We start from the raw sequence: 13195 nt of genomic DNA, 5'->3' as shown, positions 1-13195 counted from the left end.
GAGTGGCATAAATGATCACAAAGGCAGATAAAAATGCAGTTCGTAAAAAACGTCATGCTCGCGTACGTCGTACGATCACGGGGACAGCAGCTCGTCCACGTTTGAACGTATTCCGTTCGAGCAAGCACATTTACGTTCAACTTATCGATGACGCGGCACAAACAACGCTTGTGTCTGCATCTTCGAAAGATAAAGCTCTCGATCTTACAAATGGCGGTAACGTTGAAGCAGCGAAAGCTGTTGGTAAACTTGCTGCAGAACGTGCACTCGAGAAAGGTATCGACACAGTTGTGTTCGACCGTGGTGGATACCTCTATCATGGCCGCGTCAAAGCTGTTGCAGAAGCAGCTCGTGAAGCAGGTCTTAAATTCTAATAAAAAGGAGGGGACACTCGATGCGCCAGTTAGACGTTAACATGGAACAACTTGAAGAACGCGTTGTTACCGTAAACCGCGTCGCGAAAGTCGTAAAAGGTGGCCGCCGCTTCCGTTTTGCTGCTCTCGTAGTCGTAGGTGACAAAAATGGTCACGTCGGTTTCGGTACAGGTAAGGCACAAGAGGTGCCAGAAGCGATTCGCAAGGCTATTGAAGCCGCTAAGAAAAACATGGTACAAGTACCTATGGTTGGTACAACAATTCCACACGAAATCACAGGAGTATTCGGAGCAGGTCGTGTATTCATGAAACCAGCTTCTGAAGGTACTGGGGTTATCGCTGGTGGTCCAGTTCGTGCGGTGCTCGAACTTGCAGGTGTAGGTGACATCCTTTCGAAATCGTTAGGTTCAAACACACCGATCAACATCGTCCGTGCGACGGTACAGGGCTTGACTGAGCTCAAAAAAGCAGAGGAAGTTGCTAAACTACGTGGTAAAAGCGTAGAAGAACTTCTTAACTAAGGGAGGGAACTAGACATGGCGAAACTCGCAATCACCCTCACACGCAGCACAATTGGTCGTCCGGAAGGTCAGCGTGTTACTGTACGTACACTCGGTCTTCGCAAAATGCATCAAACGGTCGTTGTCCCAGACAACGTCGCGATGCGCGGTATGATCAACAAAGTGTCGCACCTTGTGACTGTAAAAGAAATCAACGAATAATAAAGATTTTAATAAATAAGGAGGTGCCACTATGAAACTCCATGAATTGAAGCCAACTCCAGGTTCACGTCACGAACGTAACCGTGTCGGTCGCGGTATGGCGACTGGTAACGGTAAAACTTCTGGTCGTGGACACAAAGGTCAAAAAGCTCGTTCGGGCGGTGGCGTTCGTCCAGGATTTGAAGGTGGACAAAACCCACTTTACCGTCGTCTTCCAAAACGCGGTTTCAACAACCCAACTCGTAAAGAGTACGCGGTTGTTTCCCTAGACACGCTTAACCGTTTCGAAGCAGGTACTGAAGTTACTCCAGAACTCTTAATCGAGACTGGTGTTGTCAGCTCTGCTAAAGACGGAATCAAGGTCCTTGCTAACGGCAAGCTTGAAACTAAATTGACTGTAAAAGCCAACAAGTTCTCGGGTGCAGCGAAAGAAGCAATCGAAGCAGCTGGCGGTACAGTTGAGGTGATCTGATGTTTCAGACGATCTCCAATATGTGGCGCGTGAAAGATATTCGACAGCGTATTCTCTTCACACTCGCAATCATCATCATTTTCCGCATCGGGGCTCATATCCCGGTGCCGATGGTGAATACGGATGTGTTGCGTTTTGACTCAGGAGGTCTTCTTGACTTCTTGAACTTGTTTGGAGGAAATGCTTTACAGAACTTCTCCTTGTTCGCAATGGGGATCATGCCGTACATTACGGCATCGATCGTTGTGCAACTTTTACAAATGGACGTCGTTCCAAAGTTTGCCGAATGGGCTAAACAAGGAGAGGCGGGCCGTAAAAAGTTAGCGACGGTCACGCGCTATGGGACGATCATCTTAGGCTTTGTCCAAGCGACTTCATTGTCGTTTGGATTTAACCGCCTCTACCCAGGTCTCGTCAATGAGACGTGGGGAACGGCAACTTACTTTGTGATCGCGATTGTACTCACTGCGGGTACAGCGTTCTTGATGTTCCTTGGTGAAATGACAACGGAGAAAGGTGTTGGGAATGGTATTTCCATCATCATCTTCGCCGGTATCGTCGCCGGGTTCCCAAGAATCTTCACGCAGATTTATGAAACAAAACTCCAAAACGCTGGAGATGCATTGTTCATTAATATCGTTTACTTGGTTGTATTGGCACTTGTTATTTTGGCTGTGACGGTTGGGATCATTTATGTTCAACAAGCGGCGCGCAAAATTCCAATCCAATATGCAAAACGCACGGCGAACCGTACCCCAGTGGGCGGTCAGTCGACGCACTTGCCAATCAAACTAAACGCAGCAGGTGTTATCCCGGTTATCTTCGCGATTTCCTTCATGGTAACACCACCAACTGTTGCAAGCTTCATTGCTTCGCCGGAGACAACGCAAAAATTACAAACGTACTTTGACACGACGGCGCCAATCGGAATGTCGATTTACGTTGCGTTAATCATTGCGTTTGCCTACTTCTATACATTTATTCAGGTCAACCCTGAACAAATGGCAGAAAACCTGCAGAAGCAAGGTGGTTATATTCCTGGGATTCGTCCTGGGGCGCAAACAGAACAGTACATCACGAAGTTGCTGTATCGATTGACTTTCTTCGGAGCGATCTTCTTATCGCTCGTGGCGATCATGCCGACAATCTTCATTAAGCTTGCCGGTCTTCCAACTTCCGTTCAAATCGGAGGAACGAGCTTGTTGATCGTCATCGGGGTAGCCCTCGAAACGATGAAACAAATCGAAAGTCAACTTGTAAAACGACACTATAAAGGCTTTATCCGTTAAAGCGGAAGGAAGGGTTGACCCTTCCTTCCTGTCGTGTTTACAAGCCCTTCGTGAAAATCAAAACTGGAGGCTAACCGAGATGAATCTAGTACTCATGGGCTTACCGGGTGCTGGGAAAGGGACTCAAGCGGCTAAAATCGTAGAAGAGTACCAAATCCCTCACATTTCGACAGGCGACATGTTTCGTGCGGCAATCAAAGGCGGAACGCCACTCGGTAAAGAAGCCAAGTCATTCATGGATAAAGGTGAACTCGTACCGGACGAGGTAACAATCGGAATCGTACGTGAACGCCTTAGCCAAGATGACACAGAAAAAGGTTTCTTACTCGATGGATTCCCGCGTACTGTTGCTCAAGCAGAGGCACTCGAAAGTTTGCTTAAAGATTTGGGGAAACAGATTGACCACGTCGTCAACATCGATGTGGATGCGGAAATTCTCGTTCCACGCTTGACAGGTCGTTGGATCTGCCCAACGTGTGGTGCGACATATCACGTGATCTTCAACCCACCAAAAGTGGAAGGCATCTGTGATGTGGATGGGTCGGCACTCATGCAACGTGAAGACGATAAAGAGGAAACGGTTCGCCGTCGCCTTGACGTCAACATCGAGCAATCGAAACCACTCATTGACTTTTACGCTGAAAAAGGGTATCTTCGTACATTGGATGGAGATCGTCCAATCGATGTCGTATATGCCGATGTCAAAGCATTACTCGGTGATACTGAATGATCATCACGAAGACGCCTCGTGAAATTGCGATTATGCGTGAGGCTGGGCAAATTGTTGCTCGAACGCACCAGGTGCTCAAACAGCACATTAAACCAGGAATCACGACGCTTGAGCTCGACCGGATTGCGGAAGATTACATTCGCAGCCAAGGTGCGACGCCATCGTTCAAAGGCTATAACGGTTTTACCGGTAGTGTTTGCGCTTCGGTGAACGAAGAGCTTGTTCATGGCATTCCAGGAAAACGGGTATTGAAGGATGGAGATATTATCTCAATCGACATCGGTGCCTACTATAATGGATACCATGGAGATTCCGCTTGGACTTATCCAGTGGGAACAATCTCAGAAGAGACACAGCGGCTACTTGACGTAACCGAAGAAAGTCTGTATAAAGGATTGGAGCACGCCAAGGCTGGAGGGCGATTGACAGATATTTCGCATGCGATTCAAGCATATGTTGAATCAAATGACTTTTCTGTCGTCCGCGAATACGTCGGTCATGGTGTTGGACAAAATTTGCATGAAGAACCGCAAATTCCACACTATGGTCCACCGGGGAAAGGGCCGCGCCTGAAGACTGGGATGACGTTAGCCATTGAACCAATGGTTAATGCTGGTCAACGCTATGTTCGAACACTGGCTGATAACTGGACAGTTGTCACCGTGGACGGTAGCATGTGCGCCCACTTTGAGCACACCATCGCCATCACAGACGATGGATACGAGATTTTAACGAAACTCGATTCCGGTGAATGAGGCTCTATTGTTTCATACTGATCCGTTCTGGATCCTTCTCTCACAGTAGATGGCAATAGATCGTCTGTGCTCCTAAAGATTTTCATATAGAAAGGGGAATAAATGATGGCGAAACAAGATGTCATTGAAGTGGAAGGCACTGTTGTCGAACCACTTCCGAACGCAATGTTTAAAGTGGAGTTAGAAAACGGCCACACGGTGCTCGCGCACGTCTCAGGGAAAATTCGGATGCACTACATTCGGATCCTTCCAGGTGACCGCGTAACTGTTGAGTTGTCTCCATACGACTTGACTCGCGGGCGGATTACGTACCGTTATAAGTAACTCCGATTTTTCCAGGAGGAGGGTATACTCATGAAAGTAAGACCGTCGGTAAAACCGATTTGCGAAAAATGTAAAGTTATTCGCCGTAAGGGTAAAGTAATGGTAATTTGCGAAAACCCGAAACACAAACAAAAACAAGGTTAATTTCAGAGGAGGTGCACACATGGCACGTATTGCTGGTGTAGATATTCCACGCGAAAAACGTATCGTTATTTCGCTCACATACATCTATGGTATTGGTAAAACAAAAGCACAAGAAATTTTGAAGGCTGCTAACGTATCTGAAGAGACACGCACACGCGACCTTACTGAAGATGAACTCAACCGTATCCGTGAAGCAATTGACGGAATCAAAGTTGAAGGTGACCTTCGTCGTGAAGTTTCACTTAACATCAAACGTTTGATCGAGATCGGCGCATACCGCGGTATCCGTCATCGCCGTAGTCTCCCTGTTCGCGGTCAAAACACGAAGAACAACTCGCGTACTCGTAAAGGCCCACGCCGTACAGTAGCGAACAAGAAGAAGTAAAGGAGGGAATTGAACAATGGCGAAACGTAAGCAAAACGTACGTTCTAAACGTAAAGTTAAAAAACATGTTGAAGTCGGTGTGGTACACATCCGTTCTACATTCAACAACACAATCATCACAATCACTGATACGCAAGGTAACGCGATCTCATGGGCTACTTCTGGTAACCTTGGATTTAAAGGATCACGTAAATCGACTCCGTTCGCAGCACAAATGGCTGCTGAAACTGCAGCGAAAGTTGCAATGGACAACGGTATGCGTACAGTAGAAGTTAACGTTAAAGGTCCTGGTGCTGGACGTGAAGCGGCTATCCGTGCGCTCCAAGCTACTGGTCTCGAAGTTACTGCAATCCGTGACGTAACTCCAGTTCCGCACAACGGTTGCCGCCCTCCAAAACGTCGCCGCGTATAATCGCTTGAGCGTGTGAGGGGTTTACCTAGCACGACAGCTTATACTTTAGCAGCTCAAACTGCACGGCAGGATATACTCAAGGAGGGGTTCAGATGATCGAGATTGAAAAACCAAAGATCGAAACGGTCGAAATCAGCGAGGACGCTACGTTTGGTAAATTCGTAGTAGAACCGCTTGAACGTGGATATGGCACTACTCTCGGTAACTCACTACGTCGAATTCTATTGTCATCGCTCCCAGGTGCAGCGGTAACAGCGGTTCAAATCGATGGCGTGCTTCACGAGTTCTCTACGATTGACGGTGTTGTCGAAGACGTCACTCAAATCGTACTCAACCTCAAGAAGTTGGCACTCAAAGTGTACTCGGAAGAAGAGAAAACGCTTGAGATTAACGTTTCAAGTGCCGGTGCTGTCACTGCGGCAGACATTACCCATGATAGCGACGTTGAAATCTTGAATCCTGAGCTCCACATCGCGACTCTCGCTGACAATGCGACGCTTCGCATGCGTTTGACTGCTCGCCGTGGTCGTGGTTACGTCCAGGCAGAAGATAACAAACGTGATGATATGCCGATTGGGGTCATTCCAATCGATTCGATCTATACACCGATTCAACGCGTGAACTACGAAGTAGATAAAACACGTGTCGGTCAAGACGCTAGCTTCGATAAGCTTTTGTTAGACGTGTGGACAGATGGTTCAATTCGTCCGGAAGAAGCTGTATCATTAGGGGCTAAAATTTTGACTGAACACTTGAACATCTTCGTTGGTTTGACAGATGAAGCTCTCAACGCAGAAATTATGGTCGAGAAAGAAGAAGACCAAAAAGAAAAAGTACTCGAAATGACGATTGAAGAACTCGATCTCTCAGTTCGTTCGTACAACTGCTTGAAGCGCGCTGGCATCAACACTGTTCAAGAACTCGCAAACAAATCAGAGGAAGAGATGATGAAAGTTCGTAACCTCGGACGTAAATCACTCGAAGAAGTTCAACACAAGTTGGACGAACTCGGTTTGGGCTTGCGTAAAGAAGACTAAGTTCAACCGAAGGAGGGAAATGTAATGGCTTATTCGAAACTTGGCCGTACAAGCTCGCAACGCAAGGCGCTTTTGCGTGATCTTGCAACTGACCTAATCATCAACGAGCGCATTCAAACAACTGAACAAAAAGCGAAAGAACTTCGCCCAGTCGTTGAAAAATTGATCACTCTTGGGAAACGTGGCGATCTTCATGCCCGTCGTCAAGTAGCTTCATTCGTTCGCAAGGAGAACGCTGGAGAAAAAGACGCAATCCAAAAATTGTTCGAAGACGTGGCACCACGCTACGCTGAACGTCAAGGTGGATACACGCGCATCATGAAAGTCGGCCCACGCCGCGGTGATGGTGCAGAAGTTGTAATCATCGAACTCGTCTAATTCATTAGGCAGTCAACAGGGCATGCGGTGACGTATTGCCCTGTTTCCACATCAGAAAGGAGTCGACCCATGGAATCACAAATTATGGTACGGGATGTCGTATTTCATTACCCTGGACAGTCTGAGCCGGCGCTTAACGGCCTATCGCTCGATGTATATAAAGGGGAATGGCTTGCGATTGTCGGCCATAATGGTTCTGGCAAGTCGACACTGACGAAGTTGTGGAACGGACTTCTCATTCCTGAACAGGGGGAAGTTCGCGTCGAGACACTCGATCCGTCAAACGCCGCAGACGTGTGGGACGTTCGAACGCGGATCGGGGTCGTCTTTCAAAATCCCGACAATCAATTTGTCGGGGCGACCGTGCGCGATGATGTGGCATTTTCTCTCGAAAACATGGGACTTCCACGTCAAGAAATGGTTCGTCGAATTGATGACAGTCTAGCGCGCGTTGGATTATCGGAACTAGCGGACCGTGAACCGCATCAGTTATCCGGTGGACAAAAGCAGCGCGTTGCGATAGCTGCGGCTCTCGCAATGCGCCCGCGTGTCCTCGTGCTCGATGAAGCGACCTCCATGCTCGACCCGATTGGGCGACAAGAGGTATTACAAACGGTACGACAGCTCGTCTCGGAAGGGATGACCGTTGTCGCCATTACACACGAGCTCGACGAAGTGTTGTTTGCCGACCGTATCATTGCATTGTCGAAAGGCAAGATTGCGATGACCGGCACACCTGAAGACGTGTTTCAAGATCCAGATACGCTTCGTGACATTCAACTAGATGTCCCGTTTATCGTTCGGATGCAACTCGAACTGAAGGCACGTGGCATTCCACTCGATCGTCTGATGCTACAACATTCGGAGTTGGTGAACCATCTATGCCGATACGCATTGAAGAAGTAACATATCAATACCAAATGAATACTCCGTTTGAACGAACCGCGCTGCGCGATGTGAATGTAACCATTCCGTCGGGAGCGCTTGTTGCGTTTCTTGGGCATACTGGCTCGGGAAAATCGACACTCGTTCAACATATGAACGGCTTATTGCGCCCGACTGACGGACGTGTGGTGGTCGATGATATCACTGTCACCCCGATTCGGACGCGTCGTGACAAGAAACAGAATCTTTTACCGCTTCGGCGTCGCGTTGGGCTCGTCTTTCAATATCCAGAGCACCAATTGTTTGAAGAGACGGTCGAACGCGACGTCATGTTCGGTCCGCGCAACTTTGGCGCGACAGATGCCGAAGCGAAAGAGCGAGCCCACGAGGCCCTTCGTCTTGTTGGCTTGGATGAAACGTTATGGGACCGTTCGCCGTTTGATCTCTCAGGTGGACAGATGCGCCGTGTCGCGATTGCGGGTGTTTTAGCGAGCCGGCCTGATGTGCTCATTGTCGATGAACCGACAGCGGGTCTCGACCCGATCGGGAGACGGGACATGCTCGCCTTGTTCAAACGTTTGCGAGAAGAGTTGAACCTTACGTTGATTCTTGTCTCGCACGATATGGATGATGTTCTCGCCTATGCGGAGCGCGTCATCGTGATGGAGCGTGGTCAGGTGGCGTTTGATGGAGATCCGTTTGAATTGTTCCAAGACGAGGCTCTGGTACGACGTCTCCAGCTCGACATCCCGCACGTCCTACGCTTCGCGCGTGACATGGCGCCAGTTCTTGGGGAAACGGCAATCCCGCTCGTACGAACCGAGAGCGAGCTGGCGGATTGGGTGGCGGAACGGCTGAAAGGGGGAGCGACATGATTATCGGTCAATATATACCTGGACATTCGTGGCTTCATTCCCTCGATGCGCGTGCCAAGACGCTCTTCATTTTAGGGTTCATCCCGGTTGTCTTTTTAGCTGACAACGTATGGACGAATTTGTTTTTACTCGCGTTCACGTTGTTTGCGGTCAAACTGTCACAGTTATCGTGGCGCTATTTATGGAACGGTCTTCGCATGATCTTATTTTTGATCGTCTTCACGTTGATTTTACAACTGTTATTCAATCGAGACGGCACACTCCTGTTCGAATTAGGACCGATTGCGATTTATTCGGAAGGAATTCGAATGGGGCTGATTGTCTCGCTGCGCTTCTTTTATCTCGTCATGTTGACGACACTCGTGACGTTGACGACGACACCGATGGAATTGACCGATTCGATTGAAGCAGGGCTACGACCATTCGAACGGATTCGTGTGCCGGCCCATGAGATTGCGTTGATGCTCTCCATCTCACTTCGTTTCCTACCGACGCTTGCAGATGAGACGGACCGGATCATGAAAGCCCAGCAGGCGCGTGGGGTCGATTTGATGAGTGGACCTTGGAAATCCCGCCTAAAAGGGGTCATCCCGCTCTTGATTCCATTGTTCATCTCCGCGTTTAAGCGTGCTGAGGACCTTGCTACGGCCATGGAGGCCCGCGGCTACCGTGGGGGAGAAGGGCGGACGAGGTTGCGTGAGATGGAGTGGCAAATGCGAGACACAGCCGTATTGCTCATCTTTGTCGCGTTGACACTCATTTTGTTTGGATTGAGAGGGATTGGATGAGACGAATTAAACTGATTGTCGCCTATGACGGGACACATTATGCGGGATATCAGGTACAACCGAATGGCAATACCATTCAAGCGGAGATTGAATCCGTCTTGGCACGTATGCATCGTCATCCGGTGAAAATCATCGCCTCAGGTCGTACAGATGCTCGCGTCCATGCGTTAGGGCAGGTGATTCACTTTGATACGACGTTAGAGATGCCGGCTGAGCGCTTCGTCAAAGCGTTAAACGCCATGCTACCAGACGATATCCTCGTTAAACAGGCGGAAGAAATGGATGATACGTTTCATGCACGTTACGGTGCGAAGCGAAAAGAGTATCGCTATCATATCCGTCAGACCGAGGATCCGTTTCGTCGGCATTATGCTGCGACCGTGACGTATAAGCTGAGCCTTGAGGCGATGCGTCAAGCGATGGAGCGGTTGATTGGGACTCACGACTTTACGTCGTTCTCTGTGACAAAGGCAGAAGTCGAAGATCGGGTCCGCACCATCTACGAAGCAGAAGTGCTCGAGATGGGGGACGAGATCATATTCCGGTTCGTTGGCTCGGGTTTTCTATACAACCAAGTCCGCATCATGGTAGGGACGGTCATCGAGGTGGGGAGAGGGAAGTATCAGCCCGCAGATATCACACAAATGCTGGAGGCGAAGGACCGCCGCGTGGCGGGGATTACGGCGCCCCCACACGGTTTGTATTTGTGGAATGTGAATTATGAAAAAGTAGATTGACATTCCCCTTATAAAATCGTATTATATTCATTGGCATTTCATTTTCAAATTTAGAGATGAACCACAATCTTAGCCCCGTAAACTAGGATTATGATAAAGCATCAAAAAATTAAGTGAACAGACATTTCTAGGAGGTATTCCACATGCGCACAACATTCATGGCTAAAGCATCTGAAGTAGAACGCAAATGGCTCCTTATCGACGCAGAAGGCAAAACACTTGGTCGTTTGACTAGTGAAGTAGCTTCACTTCTTCGCGGTAAGCACAAGCCGACTTTCACACCACACGTTGATTGCGGAGACCACGTCATCATCATCAACGCTGAGAAAATCAAATTGACTGGTAACAAATTGAATGACAAGATCTACTACCGTCATTCAGGTCATCCAGGCGGTTTGAAATCACAAACTGCAAAAGAGCTTCTCGCAAAACGTCCAGAGCGTATGCTTGAACTCGCGATCAAAGGGATGCTTCCAAAAGGATCACTCGGTCGTCAACAATTCAACAAACTCCACGTTTACGCTGGAGCTGAACACAAGCACGAAGCACAAAAACCAGAAGTTTACGAACTTCGCGGTTAATCGAGACACAGGGAGGAACTAAACGATGGCAGATGTACGTTACTACGGAACAGGCCGCCGCAAACACTCGGTGGCTCGCGTTCACCTCGTTGCAGGTGACGGTAAAGTTGTTGTAAATGGCCGCGATATCTCAGAATACTTCGGTCATGAGACTTTGATCATGATGGCTAAATCACCACTCGTATTGACTGAAACAGAAGGTAAATACGATGTAATCGTTAACGTTAACGGTGGTGGATACACTGGACAAGCTGGAGCAATTCGCCACGGCGTATCACGTGCGCTTCTTCAAGCGGACCCAGAATTCCGTCCAAGCCTCAAAGAAAAAGGCTTCTTAACTCGTGACGCTCGTATGAAAGAACGTAAAAAATACGGTCTTAAAGCAGCACGTCGCGCACCACAATTCTCGAAGCGTTAATCTTCGCGAAGTGGTTCGAACTCTCCATCCTTTCGGGTGGAGAGTTTTTTGTTTGAAATAGTCGATTCCGAACCCGTCAAGAAAACGCTTTTTTTGATATACTGATATCGAAACAGTTAGAAGGGGGAAGCAATATGCTTACAGTAGAGCAAGTACGCGAGGAATTGGCAGGGCTTGTTGATCCGACGATCAACCGAACGCTTGGAGATACAGCAGGGGTAAAAGACATCCGAATCAAAGAAGACTATGTCAGTGTAAAAGTGGCACTCGGTCAAACTGGGAGCGGGGAACAGCTTCAGTTACAACAAGAAATCGTCACATTGCTCAAGGGGAAAGGTTTTAAGACGGTCGGGCTTCGCTTTGAAGCATTGAACGACGAAAGTTTGAAGGAAGCGACAAAACCGGCGATCCTTCGTGAAAACTCAGGGACGACGTTTATCGCCATCGCTTCTGGTAAGGGTGGCGTAGGAAAATCAACAGTATCCGTCAACTTGGCTGTCGCGCTTGCGCGAGCGGGTAAAAAGGTCGGGTTGATCGATGCGGATATTTACGGCTTCAGTGTTCCAGATATGCTCGGCATCGAGGAACGACCGGTTGTTCGCGGCGAGAAGATCATTCCAGTGGAGCGGTTTGGCGTGAAAGTCATCTCGATGGGATTCTTCGTGGAAGACAATGCGCCGGTCATCTGGCGTGGACCGATGCTCGGGAAGATGTTAAATAACTTCTTCAATGACGTCGAGTGGGGCGATCTTGACTATCTGTTGCTCGATTTACCGCCAGGAACAGGAGATGTCGCGCTCGATATCCATTCCATGCTCCCATCATGTCAGGAATTGATTGTCACGACACCTCATGCGACAGCGGCATTCGTTGCGGCACGTGCTGGAGCGATGGCAATCAAAACGAACCATAAAGTGTTGGGAATCATCGAGAACATGGCCTACTTCGAAAGTAAGGTAACGGGCGAGAAGGAATACGTATTCGGATACGGCGGTGGAGAAAAGCTATCAGAAGCACTGAAGAGTAAGCTTCTTGCTCAAATCCCGCTCGGCCAACCGTACGACAATGAAGAGGACTTCGCACCTTCTGTCTATCGGGATGGACATCCGTTTGAGCATACGTATGATGAGTTGGCGCAAGCAGTCATTAAACAAATAGAAGGGTGAATCGGTGAGAGATGAAAGTACAAGGTTTTTTACGTTTGTTTTGGACAACGCTCGTATTCGGGACGTTGTTCGGGTTCCTAATGAATTTATTGGCGAACCCGGGTTATTTGGTCAGTCAGTCCTGGGAGGCAATTGTCACGGCGCTTAGTTATTCGAGTACATGGACGGGGATCAGCATGATGGGCTTCTTTGCCTATTTGATTATTCATCGAGTCGGACTCGACTTGTTTAGAGGGCCACGTCTATGGAATCGCGTTCAAGTGTTACTAATCGCTTTTGCGATTTTTGATGCCGTCTACTTACGGATGCTCGCATTCGGTAATGATCACATGTGGCGTTACATCGGTGAGATGCTTGTGTTACTCATTGTCGCTTGGGTCGTTGCTGCGAGTAAGGCGAAACAAACAAATAAGAGTGCTTTCATCCCGACACTTTTCTTAATGACTGTCATTACGTTAATTGAATGGATTCCAGCTTTGCAAACAACGGACGAGATTCCATTGCTCTGGCCGGCACTAGCCACATTGGTGTTTGCGAACGCCTATCAGGTATTAATGCTTCATCGCTTCCAACAGACTGGACAAGTTGTGGAGTCGACTTCATCAGAAACAGTGAAGAAGAAAACAAAGAAACAGATGTCTTCTAAGTCGTCATAATGATCAAGCGGTTGTGGATTACTCCTTCTCAGGGGTTAATCCACGACCGTTTTTTCTTTCAGTCATG

Annotated in this window: 21 protein-coding genes; all 21 read left to right on the top strand. The window is 48.4% G+C overall.

The window, feature by feature from the left end; translation table 11 throughout:
• Nucleotides 1–11: 11 nt before the first annotated feature.
• The 21 genes from rplR (at nucleotide 12) to EAT1B_RS08005 (ending at nucleotide 13128) form a co-directional block, all read left to right on the top strand.
• The gene (gene rplR, locus EAT1B_RS08105; RefSeq protein WP_012727661.1) at nucleotides 12–374 is read left to right on the top strand and encodes a 50S ribosomal protein L18; all 363 of its coding nucleotides are present in this window, start codon (nucleotides 12–14) and stop codon (nucleotides 372–374) included.
• 20 nt (nucleotides 375–394) lie between these two features.
• A complete protein-coding gene (gene rpsE, locus EAT1B_RS08100; protein ID WP_012727660.1) occupies nucleotides 395–895 on the top strand; it encodes a 30S ribosomal protein S5 in 501 nt (166 codons plus the stop codon).
• Between the two features lie 15 nt (nucleotides 896–910).
• A complete protein-coding gene (gene rpmD / locus EAT1B_RS08095; RefSeq protein WP_012727659.1) occupies nucleotides 911–1096 on the top strand; it encodes a 50S ribosomal protein L30 in 186 nt (61 codons plus the stop codon).
• A gap of 31 nt (nucleotides 1097–1127) precedes the next feature.
• Nucleotides 1128–1568 (top strand): 50S ribosomal protein L15, encoded by a 441-nt coding sequence (rplO, locus tag EAT1B_RS08090; protein ID WP_012727658.1) that lies wholly within the window; start codon nucleotides 1128–1130, stop codon nucleotides 1566–1568.
• Complete coding sequence (gene secY / locus EAT1B_RS08085) at nucleotides 1568–2857, top strand: preprotein translocase subunit SecY (RefSeq protein ID WP_012727657.1); 1290 nt, start codon at nucleotides 1568–1570, stop codon at nucleotides 2855–2857. The genes rplO and secY overlap by 1 nt, the downstream gene beginning before the upstream one ends.
• 79 nt (nucleotides 2858–2936) lie before the next feature.
• Nucleotides 2937–3587: an adenylate kinase gene (locus tag EAT1B_RS08080; protein ID WP_012727656.1), complete on the top strand. Its 651-nt coding sequence runs from the start codon at nucleotides 2937–2939 to the stop codon at nucleotides 3585–3587.
• Nucleotides 3584–4342 (top strand): type I methionyl aminopeptidase, encoded by a 759-nt coding sequence (map, locus tag EAT1B_RS08075; protein WP_012727655.1) that lies wholly within the window; start codon nucleotides 3584–3586, stop codon nucleotides 4340–4342. The genes EAT1B_RS08080 and map overlap by 4 nt, the downstream gene beginning before the upstream one ends.
• Nucleotides 4343–4447: 105 nt before the next feature.
• Nucleotides 4448–4666, top strand: coding sequence for a translation initiation factor IF-1 (gene infA / locus EAT1B_RS08070; protein WP_021066622.1), 219 nt, complete (start codon nucleotides 4448–4450; stop codon nucleotides 4664–4666).
• A gap of 30 nt (nucleotides 4667–4696) precedes the next feature.
• A complete protein-coding gene (gene rpmJ, locus EAT1B_RS08065) occupies nucleotides 4697–4810 on the top strand; it encodes a 50S ribosomal protein L36 (protein ID WP_003156543.1) in 114 nt (37 codons plus the stop codon).
• A 19-nt stretch (nucleotides 4811–4829) separates the two neighbouring features.
• Entirely contained in the window at nucleotides 4830–5195 is a 366-nt protein-coding gene (rpsM, locus tag EAT1B_RS08060; protein ID WP_012727653.1) for a 30S ribosomal protein S13, read from the top strand.
• Nucleotides 5196–5211: 16 nt separating this feature from the next.
• Nucleotides 5212–5607, top strand: coding sequence for a 30S ribosomal protein S11 (gene rpsK / locus EAT1B_RS08055; protein WP_012727652.1), 396 nt, complete (start codon nucleotides 5212–5214; stop codon nucleotides 5605–5607).
• 92 nt (nucleotides 5608–5699) lie between these two features.
• Complete coding sequence (locus EAT1B_RS08050; protein ID WP_012727651.1) at nucleotides 5700–6644, top strand: DNA-directed RNA polymerase subunit alpha; 945 nt, start codon at nucleotides 5700–5702, stop codon at nucleotides 6642–6644.
• Between the two features lie 24 nt (nucleotides 6645–6668).
• Nucleotides 6669–7022, top strand: coding sequence for a 50S ribosomal protein L17 (rplQ, locus tag EAT1B_RS08045; RefSeq protein ID WP_012727650.1), 354 nt, complete (start codon nucleotides 6669–6671; stop codon nucleotides 7020–7022).
• 69 nt (nucleotides 7023–7091) lie between these two features.
• Nucleotides 7092–7928: an energy-coupling factor transporter ATPase gene (locus EAT1B_RS08040; protein ID WP_012727649.1), complete on the top strand. Its 837-nt coding sequence runs from the start codon at nucleotides 7092–7094 to the stop codon at nucleotides 7926–7928.
• Nucleotides 7904–8782, top strand: coding sequence for an energy-coupling factor transporter ATPase (locus EAT1B_RS08035; RefSeq protein WP_012727648.1), 879 nt, complete (start codon nucleotides 7904–7906; stop codon nucleotides 8780–8782). The genes EAT1B_RS08040 and EAT1B_RS08035 overlap by 25 nt, the downstream gene beginning before the upstream one ends.
• Nucleotides 8779–9570 (top strand): energy-coupling factor transporter transmembrane protein EcfT, encoded by a 792-nt coding sequence (locus tag EAT1B_RS08030; protein ID WP_012727647.1) that lies wholly within the window; start codon nucleotides 8779–8781, stop codon nucleotides 9568–9570. The genes EAT1B_RS08035 and EAT1B_RS08030 overlap by 4 nt, the downstream gene beginning before the upstream one ends.
• The gene (truA, locus tag EAT1B_RS08025; protein ID WP_012727646.1) at nucleotides 9567–10307 is read left to right on the top strand and encodes a tRNA pseudouridine(38-40) synthase TruA; all 741 of its coding nucleotides are present in this window, start codon (nucleotides 9567–9569) and stop codon (nucleotides 10305–10307) included. The genes EAT1B_RS08030 and truA overlap by 4 nt, the downstream gene beginning before the upstream one ends.
• Nucleotides 10308–10450: 143 nt before the next feature.
• Nucleotides 10451–10888, top strand: coding sequence for a 50S ribosomal protein L13 (gene rplM, locus EAT1B_RS08020; protein ID WP_012727645.1), 438 nt, complete (start codon nucleotides 10451–10453; stop codon nucleotides 10886–10888).
• Nucleotides 10889–10913: 25 nt separating this feature from the next.
• On the top strand, nucleotides 10914–11306 hold the full coding sequence (rpsI, locus tag EAT1B_RS08015) for a 30S ribosomal protein S9 (RefSeq protein ID WP_012727644.1): 393 nt from the start codon (nucleotides 10914–10916) through the stop codon (nucleotides 11304–11306).
• Between the two features lie 134 nt (nucleotides 11307–11440).
• Nucleotides 11441–12472: a P-loop NTPase gene (locus tag EAT1B_RS08010; RefSeq protein WP_012727643.1), complete on the top strand. Its 1032-nt coding sequence runs from the start codon at nucleotides 11441–11443 to the stop codon at nucleotides 12470–12472.
• Nucleotides 12473–12483: 11 nt separating this feature from the next.
• Nucleotides 12484–13128: a KinB-signaling pathway activation protein gene (locus EAT1B_RS08005; protein ID WP_012727642.1), complete on the top strand. Its 645-nt coding sequence runs from the start codon at nucleotides 12484–12486 to the stop codon at nucleotides 13126–13128.
• Nucleotides 13129–13195 lie beyond the last annotated feature (67 nt).

The sequence above is a fragment of the Exiguobacterium sp. AT1b genome, from assembly GCF_000023045.1.
GTDB lineage: Bacteria > Bacillota > Bacilli > Exiguobacteriales > Exiguobacteriaceae > Exiguobacterium.
Note: the sequence above shows the minus strand (reverse complement) of the source record. Positions and strands in the feature narration are given on the sequence as shown.

Bases quoted from the DNA above. Each gene is read 5' to 3' on its own strand.
- rplR (WP_012727661.1), top strand. From the start codon at position 12: ATGATCACAAAGGCAGATAAAAATGCAGTTCGTAAAAAACGTCATGCT.
- rpsE (WP_012727660.1), top strand. From the start codon at position 395: ATGCGCCAGTTAGACGTTAACATGGAACAACTTGAAGAACGCGTTGTT.
- rpmD (WP_012727659.1), top strand. From the start codon at position 911: ATGGCGAAACTCGCAATCACCCTCACACGCAGCACAATTGGTCGTCCG.
- rplO (WP_012727658.1), top strand. From the start codon at position 1,128: ATGAAACTCCATGAATTGAAGCCAACTCCAGGTTCACGTCACGAACGT.
- secY (WP_012727657.1), top strand. From the start codon at position 1,568: ATGTTTCAGACGATCTCCAATATGTGGCGCGTGAAAGATATTCGACAG.
- EAT1B_RS08080 (WP_012727656.1), top strand. From the start codon at position 2,937: ATGAATCTAGTACTCATGGGCTTACCGGGTGCTGGGAAAGGGACTCAA.
- map (WP_012727655.1), top strand. From the start codon at position 3,584: ATGATCATCACGAAGACGCCTCGTGAAATTGCGATTATGCGTGAGGCT.
- infA (WP_021066622.1), top strand. From the start codon at position 4,448: ATGGCGAAACAAGATGTCATTGAAGTGGAAGGCACTGTTGTCGAACCA.
- rpmJ (WP_003156543.1), top strand. From the start codon at position 4,697: ATGAAAGTAAGACCGTCGGTAAAACCGATTTGCGAAAAATGTAAAGTT.
- rpsM (WP_012727653.1), top strand. From the start codon at position 4,830: ATGGCACGTATTGCTGGTGTAGATATTCCACGCGAAAAACGTATCGTT.
- rpsK (WP_012727652.1), top strand. From the start codon at position 5,212: ATGGCGAAACGTAAGCAAAACGTACGTTCTAAACGTAAAGTTAAAAAA.
- EAT1B_RS08050 (WP_012727651.1), top strand. From the start codon at position 5,700: ATGATCGAGATTGAAAAACCAAAGATCGAAACGGTCGAAATCAGCGAG.
- rplQ (WP_012727650.1), top strand. From the start codon at position 6,669: ATGGCTTATTCGAAACTTGGCCGTACAAGCTCGCAACGCAAGGCGCTT.
- EAT1B_RS08040 (WP_012727649.1), top strand. From the start codon at position 7,092: ATGGAATCACAAATTATGGTACGGGATGTCGTATTTCATTACCCTGGA.
- EAT1B_RS08035 (WP_012727648.1), top strand. From the start codon at position 7,904: ATGCCGATACGCATTGAAGAAGTAACATATCAATACCAAATGAATACT.
- EAT1B_RS08030 (WP_012727647.1), top strand. From the start codon at position 8,779: ATGATTATCGGTCAATATATACCTGGACATTCGTGGCTTCATTCCCTC.
- truA (WP_012727646.1), top strand. From the start codon at position 9,567: ATGAGACGAATTAAACTGATTGTCGCCTATGACGGGACACATTATGCG.
- rplM (WP_012727645.1), top strand. From the start codon at position 10,451: ATGCGCACAACATTCATGGCTAAAGCATCTGAAGTAGAACGCAAATGG.
- rpsI (WP_012727644.1), top strand. From the start codon at position 10,914: ATGGCAGATGTACGTTACTACGGAACAGGCCGCCGCAAACACTCGGTG.
- EAT1B_RS08010 (WP_012727643.1), top strand. From the start codon at position 11,441: ATGCTTACAGTAGAGCAAGTACGCGAGGAATTGGCAGGGCTTGTTGAT.
- EAT1B_RS08005 (WP_012727642.1), top strand. From the start codon at position 12,484: ATGAAAGTACAAGGTTTTTTACGTTTGTTTTGGACAACGCTCGTATTC.